The 12255-nt window shown below is 66.1% G+C and carries 10 protein-coding genes; 4 read left to right on the plus strand and 6 right to left on the minus strand.

What is annotated here, in order from left to right; all coding sequences use genetic code 11:
* Position 1: 1 nt before the first annotated feature.
* The 3 genes from LRX75_RS20155 to LRX75_RS20165 are packed head-to-tail and all read left to right on the plus strand — an operon-like array spanning position 2 to position 3802.
* The gene (locus tag LRX75_RS20155) at positions 2–286 is read left to right on the plus strand and encodes a sarcosine oxidase subunit delta (protein WP_231816437.1); all 285 of its coding nucleotides are present in this window, start codon (positions 2–4) and stop codon (positions 284–286) included.
* Entirely contained in the window at positions 283–3258 is a 2976-nt protein-coding gene (locus LRX75_RS20160; RefSeq protein WP_231816438.1) for a sarcosine oxidase subunit alpha family protein, read from the plus strand. The genes LRX75_RS20155 and LRX75_RS20160 overlap by 4 nt, the downstream gene beginning before the upstream one ends.
* On the plus strand, positions 3251–3802 hold the full coding sequence (locus LRX75_RS20165; RefSeq protein ID WP_231816439.1) for a sarcosine oxidase subunit gamma family protein: 552 nt from the start codon (positions 3251–3253) through the stop codon (positions 3800–3802). The genes LRX75_RS20160 and LRX75_RS20165 overlap by 8 nt, the downstream gene beginning before the upstream one ends.
* Positions 3803–3808: 6 nt before the next feature.
* On the opposite strand, the gene purU is transcribed toward LRX75_RS20165, so the two are convergent.
* The 6 genes from purU to LRX75_RS20195 all read right to left on the minus strand — a co-directional run bounded on the left by purU (position 3809) and on the right by LRX75_RS20195 (position 9939).
* Positions 3809–4693, minus strand: coding sequence for a formyltetrahydrofolate deformylase (gene purU / locus LRX75_RS20170; protein WP_231816440.1), 885 nt, complete (start codon positions 4691–4693; stop codon positions 3809–3811).
* A 116-nt stretch (positions 4694–4809) separates the two neighbouring features.
* Positions 4810–6117 carry a type III glutamate--ammonia ligase gene (glnT, locus tag LRX75_RS20175; protein ID WP_231816441.1) on the minus strand — a complete coding sequence of 436 codons (1308 nt, stop codon included), beginning with the start codon at positions 6115–6117 and terminating at the stop codon, positions 4810–4812.
* 148 nt (positions 6118–6265) lie between these two features.
* Complete coding sequence (locus LRX75_RS20180) at positions 6266–7594, minus strand: FMN-binding glutamate synthase family protein (protein ID WP_231816442.1); 1329 nt, start codon at positions 7592–7594, stop codon at positions 6266–6268.
* Between the two features lie 18 nt (positions 7595–7612).
* Positions 7613–8299 carry a GXGXG domain-containing protein gene (locus LRX75_RS20185; protein ID WP_231816443.1) on the minus strand — a complete coding sequence of 229 codons (687 nt, stop codon included), beginning with the start codon at positions 8297–8299 and terminating at the stop codon, positions 7613–7615.
* A 67-nt stretch (positions 8300–8366) separates the two neighbouring features.
* Entirely contained in the window at positions 8367–9269 is a 903-nt protein-coding gene (locus tag LRX75_RS20190) for a class II glutamine amidotransferase (RefSeq protein ID WP_231816444.1), read from the minus strand.
* An 88-nt stretch (positions 9270–9357) separates the two neighbouring features.
* Positions 9358–9939, minus strand: a complete 582-nt coding sequence (locus tag LRX75_RS20195; protein WP_231816506.1) for a helix-turn-helix domain-containing protein — start codon at positions 9937–9939, stop codon at positions 9358–9360.
* A 580-nt stretch (positions 9940–10519) separates the two neighbouring features.
* On the opposite strand from LRX75_RS20195, the gene LRX75_RS20200 reads away from it, so the two are divergent.
* Positions 10520–12232: a trimethylamine N-oxide permease gene (locus tag LRX75_RS20200; protein ID WP_231816445.1), complete on the plus strand. Its 1713-nt coding sequence runs from the start codon at positions 10520–10522 to the stop codon at positions 12230–12232.
* Positions 12233–12255: the final 23 nt, after the last annotated feature.

Consider the following 12255-nt stretch of genomic DNA (forward strand, 5'->3'; position numbering starts at 1 on the left):
CATGGCCAGTCTCGTTCCCTGCCCGCATTGCGGCGCCCGACCGAAAGAGGAGTTCACCATCCGCGGTGCGGCCCTGGCGCGACCGCGCGCCGATGCCGATCCGGCGGCGTGGATGGATTACGTCTATCTGCGCGACAATCCGCGCGGCCGGTACGAGGAGCACTGGCACCACACGGCCGGCTGCCGGCGCTGGCTGGTGGTGACGCGCGACACCGCCACGCACGAGATCGCGGCGAGCCGGGACGCGTCCGTCGGGGCCGAACGGACGGAGGGCGCACACCCATGACCCCCTATCGCCTTGCCGCCGGCGGGCTCATCGACCGCCGCGCGCCGCTTTCCTTCACCTTCGACGGCAAACCACTTGAGGGCTTTGCCGGCGACAGCCTCGCCTCGGCCCTGCTTGCCAATGGCCGGCTGCTCGTCGGCCGCAGCTTCAAGTATCACCGGCCGCGCGGCATTCTCACGGCCGGCGCCGCCGAGCCGAATGCCCTGATGACGATCGGACGGGACGGGCGCACCGAGGCGAACACCCGCGCAACGATGCAGGAGCTCTACGACGGGCTGGAAGCGCGCAGCCAGAGCCGCTGGCCGTCGCTCGCCTTCGATATCGGTGCTCTGAACGGCCTCCTCTCGCCCTTTCTGGGGGCCGGCTTCTACTACAAGACATTCATGTGGCCGGCGCCCCTCTGGGAAAAGCTATACGAGCCCTTCATCCGCAAGGCCGCCGGCCTCGGCACGGCTGCCCACGTGGCGGACCCGGATGCTTACGAAAAATGCTGGGCGCATTGCGACCTGCTCGTGATCGGCGCCGGTCCAGCGGGGCTTGCCGCTGCACTGACGGCCGGGCGGGCGGGCGCCCGGGTCGTTCTGGTGGACGAGCACGCGGCGGCCGGCGGCACGCTGTTGTCGGAGACGGCACGGATCGGCGGACAGTCGGCGCCGGCATTCGTGGCGCAGACGATGGCCGAGCTGGAAGCGCTCGAAAACGTGACCATCCTGCTGCGCACCACCGCTTTCGGCTGGTATGACGGCCAAGTCTTCGGGGCTGTGGAGCGCGTGCAGAAGCATGTCCGCGTGCCCGCCGCAGCCCGGCCCGTGGAGCGGCTCTGGCGCATCGTCGCGCAGAAGGCGCTGCTTGCGACCGGGGCGGAGGAGCGGCCGCTTGTCTTCGGCGGCAACGACATTCCCGGCGTGATGATGGCCGGCGCCATGCGCACCTATCTCAACCGCTACGGCGTTGCGCCCGGCCGGCAGGTCGCGATCTTCACCACCAATGACAGCGGCTATGCGCTGGCGGCCGACCTCGAAGCCCGCGGCATCACGCCCGTCGCGATCGTCGACAGCCGGGCGGACGCCGCCCCGCTGTATACCGGCAAGGCGCGCATCGTCACAGGCGCCGTCGTTTCCGATGCGCAGGGCGGCAAGGCCCTCTCCGCCATCACGCTGCTGCGGAACGGCCAAACGGAAACGGTGAAGGTGGATGCGCTCGCCATGGCCGGCGGCTTCAGCCCGATCATCCATCTCGCCTGCCATCGCGGCGGCAAGCCGCAATGGTCGGATGCGCATTCGGCCTTTCTGGCGCCCGGCGATCTCGTCGGCCTCGATCTCGCCGGCGCCGTCGCCACCACGGCCGGCATCGCCGCCTGCCTCGGCGAGGGCGCGCGAAAGGCCGCGGCCCTCCTTGAACAGATGTCCTTCGACGCGACCCCGGCACCCTTCGGTGCGGTCGAGGGCGATATCGTCTCGGGGCCTGCCCCTGTGCCGGCAAGACCGCTCTGGACCGTGCCCGGCGTCAGGGGCAAGGCCTTCGTCGATTTCCAGAACGACGTGCACCGGGGCGATCTCGACCTCGCCGTGCAGGAAGGCTACGGCCATGTGGAGCTCGCCAAGCGCTACACGACCAACGGCATGGCGACCGACCAGGGCAAGCTTTCCAACGTCAACGCCATCGGCCTTCTTGCGGAAGCGCGGGGGCTGTCGCCGGCCGATGTCGGCACCACGACCTTCCGGCCGTTCTATACGCCGGTGTCCTTCGGGGCGCTCGCCGGGCCGCATCACGGTCATGATTTCCAGCCCGTCCGCCGCTCACCACTGCACGACTGGGCGCGAAGACAGGGCGCCACCTTCGTGGAGACCGGTCTCTGGTACCGCTCCTCCTTCTTCCCGCGCCCCGGCGAAACCTCCTGGCGCGAGAGCGTCGACCGCGAGGTGCTGGCCGTGCGCGCCCATGCCGGGCTCTGCGACGTCTCCATGCTCGGCAAGATCGAGATCTGCGGCCACGATGCCGCGGAATTCCTCAACCGCGTCTATTCGAACGCCTTCCTGAAGCTGCCGGTCGGCAAGGCACGCTACGGCCTGATGCTGCGCGAGGACGGGATGATCTATGACGACGGCACGACGAGCCGCCTGTCGAAAAACCACTATGTCATGACCACGACGACGGCCTATGCCGCCGGGGTGATGAACCATCTCGAATTCTGCGCGCAGGTCCTGTGGCCGGATCTCGACGTGCGCCTCGCCTCCTCCACCGACCAGTGGGCGCAGATGGCGATCGCGGGGCCGAAGGCGCGTCTCATCCTGCAGACGATCGTGGACGAGGATCTGTCCAACGACGCCTTCCCTTTCCTTGCCGCCCGCGAGGTGTCGCTGTTCGGTGGCGCGCTGCACGGGCGTCTCTTCCGCATCTCGTTTTCCGGCGAGCTCGCCTATGAGCTGGCCGTGCCCGCCGGCTATGGCGAGAGCGTCGCCGAGGCCCTCATGGAGGCCGGCGCGCCGCATGGCATCCAGCCCTATGGGGTGGAGGCGCTGGGCGTGCTGCGCATCGAGAAGGGCCACGTGACCCACAACGAGATCAACGGAACGGCGACGGCCGCCGATCTCGGCTTCGGCAAGATGGTCTCGGCCACCAAGCCCGATTTCATCGGCAAGGCCATGGTCGGGCGTCTGGGCCTCGTGGACCCGGCGCGCGCGCAGCTCGTCGGCGTCGTGCCGCTCGACCCGACGACGTCCTTCCGCACGGGATCGCATATTCTGGCACAGGGGGCCGCGACGACGCTCGAAAACGACCAGGGCTATGTCACCTCCAGCGCCTGTTCGCCCCATGTGGGCTCCACCATCGGTCTTGCGCTCGTCACGCGCGGCGCCAGTCGTCATGGCGAGGCGGTGACGATCTGGAACGGCATCCGCAACGAAATCACACCCGGGCGCCTCTGCGACCCGGTGTTCGTCGATCCGGGAAACGAGAAGCTTCATGTCTGATCCTCGCATCACGCCCCTCCTCACACCACAGCCGGCGCTCCGGGGCTGCACGCGCCTCGTCAGCCGGGCGATCCGGCTGGAGGCGTTGCCGGAGGGTCACGTCATCCAGGTGCTGGGCACGCCTGACGCCCCGCTTGCGATGGAACGGCTTTCGCCCCTCTCCGACGGCATGCCGCAGGCGGTGCGTGCGGCCGGCCCCGGTCAGTGGTTCATCGTCGGCGACCGGGCCAAGACGCACGCCGAGCTTGCCGATCTCTTTGCCGCTCTTCAGCCGGAGGCGTTCGGCGTGGACCAGAGTGCGGGCCGCGTCCGGATCCGGGCGAGCGGCCCGATGGTCGAGCGGATGCTGGCCAAGGGCACGGCGGCCGATCTCGCCGTGTCGCGCTTTCCGGTGGGAGACGCCACGACAACGCTCATCGGCCATATCGCCGCCCATATCACCCGTGTCGGAGACGAGGCCTTCGAGATCATGGTCCTGCGCGGCTTCGCCCAGAGCCTGTGGGACGACCTCGCGCGCATGAGCGCCGCGTTTCTCGAGGACTGAGAGGGGTCAGCCCATCCGCTCGGAGGCGTAGCCGCCGGGGCTCGCCGGAAAGACGACGGTGCGGTTGCCGTTGAGGAAGACGCGGTGATGGATATGCGCGTGAATGGCGCGCGACAGAACCTGCGCCTCCACGTCCCGGCCGATCGACACATAGTCGGCAGCACTTTGCGCATGGGTGATGCGGGCGACGTCCTGTTCGATGATCGGGCCCTCGTCGAGGTCCGCCGTCACATAATGCGCCGTCGCGCCGATCAGCTTCACGCCACGGCCATAGGCCTGCTTGTAAGGGTTCGCACCCTTGAAGCTCGGCAGGAAGGAGTGGTGGATATTGATGATCCGGCCCGGCATGCGCGCGCACATGGCATCCGAGAGAACCTGCATATAGCGGGCGAGCACGACGAGATCGGCGCCGGACTGCTCGATGAGGGAGAGAATCCGCGCCTCCGCTTCCGGCTTGTTGGCCTTGGTCACGGGGATATGGTGGAACGGAATGTCGTGGTTTACGACCACCTTCTGGTAGTCGAAATGGTTGGAAACCACGGCGACGATCTCGATCGGCAGGGCGCCGATCTTCCAGCGGTAGAGAATGTCGTTGAGGCAGTGCCCGAAGCGCGACACCATCAGCACGACCTTCATCGGCGCGGCCGGATCGTGGAACTGGTAGTCCATGGCGAAAGGTTCGGCAATCGCGGCAAAGCCGGCCTCGATCGCGTCGAGCGGCAGGCCGTCTTCCGAGCGAAACCCGATGCGCATGAAGAAGCGACCGGTCTCAAGGTCATCGAACTGGGCGCTGTCGACGATGTTGCAGTGCCGGTCGGCGAGATAGGTCGAGATGGCGGCGACGATGCCGCGCCGCGACGTGCAGGTGACGGTGAGGACGAACGGGTTCAAGAGGCGTCCTTTCCTTGGGGGTGCGGGGTTGATGTCGAGGGGACGACGGGTCCGAGAGTCCTTTGTCGTCGTTTGCTTCCTCGGGATAACCGGATTCCACTTATCCCTGACAAACTTTAGATATCCAGCGTGGTTTCGCGCTCCCAGGCGGTGAAATGGCTGCAATAGCTCGTCCACTCGCCATGCTTCAGCTTGAGATAGGCGGCAGAGAAATCCCGGCCCATCGCCGCCTGCAGCGCCTCGTCCTTCTCGTAGTCGCGCAGCGCGTCGAGCAGGTTCAGCGGCAGCCGCGGCGCGTCGGTCACCGTATGACCCTCGCGGTACATGTCGATATCGTGGTGCGGGCCCGGATCGGCCTTGGTGCGCATGCCCGACATGCCGGCGGCAAGGATGATCGCCTGCAGCAGGTAGGGATTGACCGCGCCGTCCGGCAGGCGAAGCTCGAAGCGGCCGGGACCGGGAACGCGCACCATATGCGTGCGGTTGTTGCCGGTCCATGTCACCGTGTTCGGCGCCCATGTGGCTCCGGAGACGGTGCGCGGCGCGTTGATGCGCTTGTAGGAATTGACGGTGGGATTGGTGATGGCGGCAAGCGCCGAGGCGTGTTTCATGATGCCGCCGAGGAAGGTCTTGCCGGTCGCGGACAGCCCGAAGGGCATGTCGGCATCGGCAAAGACATTGGTCTTGCCCGCGAGATCCCAGACCGAGATATGGGCGTGGCAGCCATTGCCGGTCAGCCCCTTGAAGGGCTTCGGCATGAAGGTGGCGCGCAGCCCGTGCTTCTCGGCGATGGACTTGACCATGAACTTGAAGAAGGAATGCTTGTCGGCCGTTGCGAGAACATCGTCATATTCCCAGTTCATCTCGAACTGGCCGTTCGCGTCCTCATGGTCGTTCTGGTAGGGCTTCCAGCCAAGCTCGAGCATGGCATCGCAGATCTCGGCGATCACGTCGAACCGGCGCATCACCGCCTGCTGGTCGTAGCAGGGCTTTTCCGCCGTGTCGTGCACGTCGGAAATCACGGACCCGTCGGCGGTGGTGAGGAAGAATTCCGGCTCGACGCCGGTCTTGACCCTGAGCCCCATCTCGGCGGCTTCCGCCACCAGCCGCTTCAGGAGCACGCGCGGCGCCTGGTCGAGCGGCGCGTCATCCATCCGGCAATCGGCCGCTACCCAGGCCACGTCCTTCTTCCACGGCAGCTGGATGACGGAGGACGGATCCGGCAGGGCGAAGAGATCGGGATGGGCCGGCGACAGGTCGAGCCAGGTGGCAAAGCCCGCGAAGCCGGCGCCATCCGCCTGCATGTCGGCGATGGCCTGCGCCGGCACGAGCTTGGCGCGCTGGGCACCGAAAAGATCGGTGTAACTGATCATGAAATAGCGGATGCCGTGTTCGGCGGCATAGGTCGAGAGATCCAGTGTCACGTCGTTCCCCTTATGGATTATCAGACACTCAACGAGGGCGAACCGCATCCTCCCAAACGCGGTCCCGCCGTGCCGTCCGGCCGCAGCATTCCCCGGCGAAGCTTGCTTGCTGCGTCTTCGGGGCGTGCGACGGCGAGAGGACGGTCTTTCAAAATCCTCCCTTGCCCGGATACCAGCTGGTGCCGGCGAGCGGGATCTGCGCCATGGCGGCCGCTTCCATCGTCAGCGCGCAGAGGTCCTCGGGCTCCAGATTGTGCAGGTGGTTCTTGCCGCAGGCGCGCGCGATCGTCTGCGCCTCCAGCGTCATGACCTTGAGGTAGTTGGCAAGGCGGCGTCCGGCCGCCACCGGGTCGAGGCGGGCGGCCAGCTCCGGGTCCTGCGTGGTGATGCCGGCCGGGTCCTTGCCCTCGTGCCAGTCGTCATAGGCGCCGGCCGTCGTGCGGAGCTTCTGATATTCGTCTTCCCATCTCGGATCGTTGTCGCCGAGCGCCACCAGCGCGGCCGTGCCGATGGCGACAGCATCCGCGCCGAGCGCCAGCGCCTTCGCCACATCCGCGCCCGAGCGGATGCCGCCCGACACGATGAGCTGCACGCTGCGGTGAAGCCCGAGATCCTGCAGCGCCTGGACGGCCGGGCGGATGCAGGCCAGGATCGGCATGCCGACATTCTCGATGAAGACGTCCTGCGTCGCCGCCGTACCGCCCTGCATGCCGTCGAGCACCACCACATCGGCGCCGGCCTTCACGGCCAGCGCCGTGTCGTAATAGGGTCGGGAGCCGCCGACCTTCACATAGATCGGCTTTTCCCAGTCGGTGATCTCGCGCAGTTCGAGGATCTTGATCTCCAGATCGTCCGGGCCGGTCCAGTCGGGGTGGCGGCAGGCCGAGCGCTGGTCGATGCCCTTCGGCAGGTTGCGCATCTGGGCGACGCGGTCGGAAATCTTCTGGCCGAGCAGCATGCCGCCACCGCCGGGCTTGGCGCCCTGGCCGATGACGATCTCGATCGCGTCCGCCCGGCGCAGGTCGCGCGGGTTCATGCCGTAGCGCGAGGGCAGATACTGGTAGACCAGCATCTCGCTGTGCCCGCGCTCCTCGTCGGTCATGCCCCCGTCGCCCGTGGTGGTCGAGGTGCCGGCGATCGTCGCACCGCGGCCGAGCGCTTCCTTGGCATTGCCGGAAAGGGCCCCGAACGACATGCCGGCAATGGTGATCGGTGTCTTCAGGCGGATGGGCTTTTTGGCGAACCGCGTGCCGAGCACGACGGAGGTGTCGCACTTCTCCCGGTAGCCTTCGAGCGGATAGCGCGAGATCGAGGCGCCGAGAAACAGCAGGTCGTCGAAATGCGGCAGCTTGCGCTTCGTGCCCGCCCCGCGAATGTCGTAGATGCCGGTGGCGGCGGCGCGGCGGATCTCGGCCAGCGTCGCATCGTCGAAGGTCGCCGACTTGCGCGGCGGGGTATAGGGGTTGTGATAGCTCATGGATGATCCCTCGGGCCTTCAATACGCGTCGGCATTGTCGATGTTGAACGTGTAGAGCGTCCGCGCAGAACCGTAGCGCCGGAACTCCTGCGGCGTCGCATCGGTGACGCCCGCCCTGTCGAGAAGCCCGCGCAAGGTCTCCAGATGTTCCGGCCGCATCGGCTTCTCGATGCAGTCGGTGCCGAGGCTCTTCACGGTGCCGCGCACGAAGAGCTTCGCCTCGTAGAGGCTGTCGCCCAGCGCATCGCCCGCGTCGCCCAGCACCACGAGATGGCCCGACTGGCCCATGAAGGCCGACATATGGCCGATATTGCCATGCACGACGATATCGATGCCCTTCATGGAAATGCCGCAGCGCGAGGCCGCATTGCCCTTGATGACGAGCAGGCCGCCCTGCCCGGTGGCACCGGCATACTGGCTGGCATCGCCCTCGATGACGACGGTGCCGGACATCATGTTTTCGGCGACACCCGGACCTGCCGAACCGTGGACGGTGACCGTTCCCCCGTCGTTCATGCCGGCGCAGTAGTAGCCGACGGATCCCCGCACCTCGACGGTGACGGGCGCATCGATGCCGACGGCGACCGCATGGGCACCGCGCGGATTGACGACGTCGAAGGCCGTGTCGTTGGCGCCCTCGGACAGCGCGTGGAGGGCACTGTTGAGGTCGCGCAGCGGCGTGGAGGACAGATCGAATGTCGGCATTGTGTTCCTCTATGGCCGGGACGCCGGACGGAAAACCGGGTCCCGTTTTGCTGGCGCCCCTCGGGTCTCAGGCGGCTTTCGCGTGGTCCCAGAAATAGACGGTGGCGGGCTCGGGCTCCCACACGCGGGCCGTCTCGATGCCCGGCAGGTTGACCAGCGCGCGATATTCCGAGCCGAACGCGACATACTGGTCGGTCTCGGCCATGACGGCCGGCTTGCAGGCGATCGGATCGCGCACCACGCCGAAACCGGATTTCGTGCCGACGACGAAGGTGAAGAAACCATCGAGATCGTCGAGCGCGCCGGCCAGCGCCTCGCCCAGATCCTTGCCCTTGGCCATTTCGGCGGTGAGATAGGCGGCGGCCACCTCGCTGTCGTTCTGCGTCTCGAAGGTCATGCCCTCGCGGATCAGCGTGCGGCGCAGATTGTTGTGGTTGGAGAGCGAGCCGTTGTGAACGAGGCACTGGTCGGCGCCGGTCGAGAACGGATGCGCACCCAGCGTCGTCACGGCCGATTCCGTCGCCATGCGCGTGTGGCCGATGCCGTGCGTGCCGCTCATCGCGCGAACGTCGAACCGGTCGACCACATCCCGGGGAAGGCCGGTTTCCTTGTAGATCTCGACGCTTTCGCCGGTGCCCATGATGCGGATCTGCGGACGGGCCTCCTGAAGAAACGCGCGGACGTCGGCGACGTCGGCCGTCGTCTCGACCACCGCATGCGTATCCTTGACCGTGACGCGGGCGGAAATGTCGCGGGCCGCAAGCGCCTCGGACAGGCCGGCGAAATCGACGCCCGGCTCCGCCGACTGCAGTGTCAGCTTCCAGGTACCGGCCGTCGGCGCGTTATAGATCGCGATGCCGGCGGAGTCCGGGCCCCGGTCCGTCATGATGATCAGCATGTCCGACAGCATGCGGCCGAGCTCCGGCCGCAGCGTCTCGTCTTTCAGAAACAATCCCACAATGCCGCACATCGCCACCATCCCGTTGTTCGATGGTCAATGGCTAACATGCGCCCTGCGATATATCAATCACCAAGAAACTTTTTTTCTTTTAAGGCAATCATTGCCCGTCGTTGCTATTGCGCTTGGTGGGGTAGGAAATGATGGACAGGTAGCGCGCGGGCAGCTTCGTCAGCTCGCTCGGACCGTGCGGCGCATCGGCGTCGAAGAACAGGCTGTCGCCCGCCTCCATCTCGAACGTCCGGTCGCCATGCCGGTAGGTCACGGCGCCGTCCAGCATGTAGAGAAACTCCATGCCCTCGTGCTGGAAGGTCGGGAACACGTCGGACTCGGTCGTCAGCGTGATCAGATAGGGCTCGACCGTCACGCCGCTCGTATTGTTGTCGATATGGCCGAGCAGGCTGTACTGGTGGCCGGCCCGCGTGCCCCGGCGCTCGATGTTGACGCCCTCTCCCGCCTTGACGAAGATCGCGTTGCGCGGCTCCTCGAAGCTGCGGAAGAAGGCCGTCAGCGGCACGCCGAGCGCCTTCGACAGCGATTGCAGCGTGGTCAGCGAGGGGGAGATGTTGCCGTTCTCGATCTTCGACAGCATGCCGACCGAAAGCCCGGTCGCGCCCGCAAGATCCGACACGGTGATACCGAGACGCTTGCGATAGGCGCGGACCTCGTGGCCGATCGCCATTTCGAGATTGTTTTCCTTCGGCTCGCGAACCGCATGCGGGTCCTGGGCGAGGATGACGGGCTTGGATAGGACAGGTTTGGCCGGTTCCGACACATCGTCTCCCGTTCGTTGAAGAGGGTGCCGGCCTGCAAGGCCGACAGGCTCTGCAGCGACAGGGTCTATGGTCCCGACGGCGGTACGGCACACCATTATGTCGCGCGGTGTGATCTGCGGCAATCTCTAATCGATCCGGAAAAGGCTAGAGATTGGCCAATCCCTGCCCTTAAAGGCACTTTCTGCCCATAAAATTTGCAAGTCTAAAAATTAAGAAGAAAATTTGTTTCTCTTAAAGAAGAACCTTTGACAAACCGGAAACCCGGCAGCATGATCGCCGCCAAGAACCCGACAGCCGGCACGGACAGACACCCGATGCCGCCAGAACAGGGCAAGCGCGCACGGCGTACCGGATCGCCCGGGTCCCGGACGATTTCATGCAGCACGGGTTCGGCCGTCGCCAAGGCCCTCTGCACATGCCAGCCGATCTCCATCGGCGCCAATAGCAGTCCGACTTACACAAAACAGAACGTGGCGGGGAACAGCTATGTCGACAACGGTCATAAGCTCCGAGCTTTCGGAGCCGGGAAAACTGCATCGTAGCATCAACTGGACAGGCGCCTTCTGGGTTGCCAGCGGGGTGCCGGCCCTGGTCCTCTTCTCCATCGGCGGCATCGCCGGCACGGTGGGCACGCTCGCCTTCGCGGTCTGGATCGTCTCCATGATCATGGGCTTCATCCAGTCCTTCACCTATGCCGAGATCGCCGGCCTCTTCCCCAACAAGTCGGGCGGAGCCTCGATCTACGGCGCCTCGGCCTGGGTGCGCTATGCCAAGCCCATCGCGCCGCTGTCGGTCTGGTGCAACTGGTTTGCCTGGTCGCCCGTGCTCTCGCTCGGCTGCTCGATCGCCGCCGCCTACATCCTCAACGCGCTCGCGCCCGTGCCGGCCGTCGACAGCGCCGCCGTCCTCGACTGGATCGCCGCCAACGGCGCGACGCTGACGGTACCCGACGCGGAAAAGGCGGCCGCCGCCGTCTCCGCGCTGACGCCGTCCATCCGCACCTGGACGCTCTTCCAGACGACGCTCGGGCCCGTTTCGCTCTCGCTCAACGCGGCCTTCTTCATCGGCGCCATCCTGATGCTCGTTACCTTCGCCGTGCAGCATCGCGGCATTCTCGGCACCGCCAAGGTGCAGAAATATATCGGCCTCGTCGTCATCATCCCCATGGTCATCGTTGGGGTCGTGCCGCTCGTTACCGGCGGCGTCACCTGGTCGAACTTCTCGCCGCTCGTGCCGCTTGCCACCGCCTATGCGCCGGAGCCGGGTGCCTGGAACATCGCCGGCTGGACGCTCGTGCTGGGCGGCATGTTCATCGCGGCATGGTCGACCTACGGCTTCGAAACCGCCGTCTGCTACACGAGCGAGTTCCGCGATCCCGGCAAGGATACGTTCAAGGCCATCTTCTTCTCGGGCCTTCTCTGCCTGGCGCTCTTCAGCCTCGTTCCCTTCACCTTCCAGGGGGTCCTCGGGCTGAACGGCATGCTCGCCACGCCGATCGTCGATGGCTCGGGCGTCGCGGCGGCCATGGCGCACATGGTGGGCGGCGGCGCGCTGATCGAGAGCCTGCTGGTCATGCTGATGATCCTCGCCCTCATGCTCTGCCTGATGACGGCGATGGCCGGATCCTCGCGCACGCTCTACCAGGGCTCCGTCGATGGCTGGCTGCCGAAATATCTCTCCCACGTCAACGAACACGGCGCACCGACGCGGGCCATGTGGACGGACCTGATCGTCAACCTCGTCGTGCTGGCGATCGCCTGCGCCGATGCCACCAGCTTCTTCTTCATCCTCGCCGTGTCGAACTGCGGCTACATCATCTTCAACTTTCTCAACCTGAATGCGGGCTGGCTACACCGGATCGACTCCGGGCATATAGCGCGACCCTACCGGGCGCCGACCGTTCTCTTGGCGCTCGGCGGCATCTTCGCTTTCCTCAATGCGGTCTTCATGGGGGCCGGCGCCAAGGTCTGGAACCCGATGGCGCTCTGGGCCGGCATCATCACCGCCGCGCTGATCATCCCGGTCTTCTTCTTCCGCCACTACATCCAGGACCGCGGACAGTTCCCGGCGCAGATGCTGGAAGATCTCGGCGTGAAGCCCGGTCAAACCATGCACCGCAAGGCTGGCATCCTCCCCTATCTCACGCTCGTTGCCGGCGTGGCCGTGGTGTTCCTGTCCAACTGGTTCTTCAGCGCCTGAGACACGCGCCAGCACAAGGGACG

Source organism: Rhizobium quercicola (genome assembly GCF_021168455.1).
In the GTDB taxonomy this organism is placed as follows: domain Bacteria; phylum Pseudomonadota; class Alphaproteobacteria; order Rhizobiales; family Rhizobiaceae; genus Ferranicluibacter; species Ferranicluibacter quercicola.

Coding starts and splice junctions, on each gene's coding strand:
- LRX75_RS20200 (WP_231816445.1), top strand. CDS start 10,520: ATGTCGACAACGGTCATAAGCTCCGAGCTTTCGGAGCCGGGAAAACTG.
- LRX75_RS20185 (WP_231816443.1), bottom strand. CDS start 8,299: ATGCCGACATTCGATCTGTCCTCCACGCCGCTGCGCGACCTCAACAGT.
- LRX75_RS20165 (WP_231816439.1), top strand. CDS start 3,251: ATGTCTGATCCTCGCATCACGCCCCTCCTCACACCACAGCCGGCGCTC.
- LRX75_RS20160 (WP_231816438.1), top strand. CDS start 283: ATGACCCCCTATCGCCTTGCCGCCGGCGGGCTCATCGACCGCCGCGCG.
- LRX75_RS20195 (WP_231816506.1), bottom strand. CDS start 9,939: ATGGCGATCGGCCACGAGGTCCGCGCCTATCGCAAGCGTCTCGGTATC.
- LRX75_RS20190 (WP_231816444.1), bottom strand. CDS start 9,269: ATGTGCGGCATTGTGGGATTGTTTCTGAAAGACGAGACGCTGCGGCCG.
- LRX75_RS20155 (WP_231816437.1), top strand. CDS start 2: ATGGCCAGTCTCGTTCCCTGCCCGCATTGCGGCGCCCGACCGAAAGAG.
- LRX75_RS20180 (WP_231816442.1), bottom strand. CDS start 7,594: ATGAGCTATCACAACCCCTATACCCCGCCGCGCAAGTCGGCGACCTTC.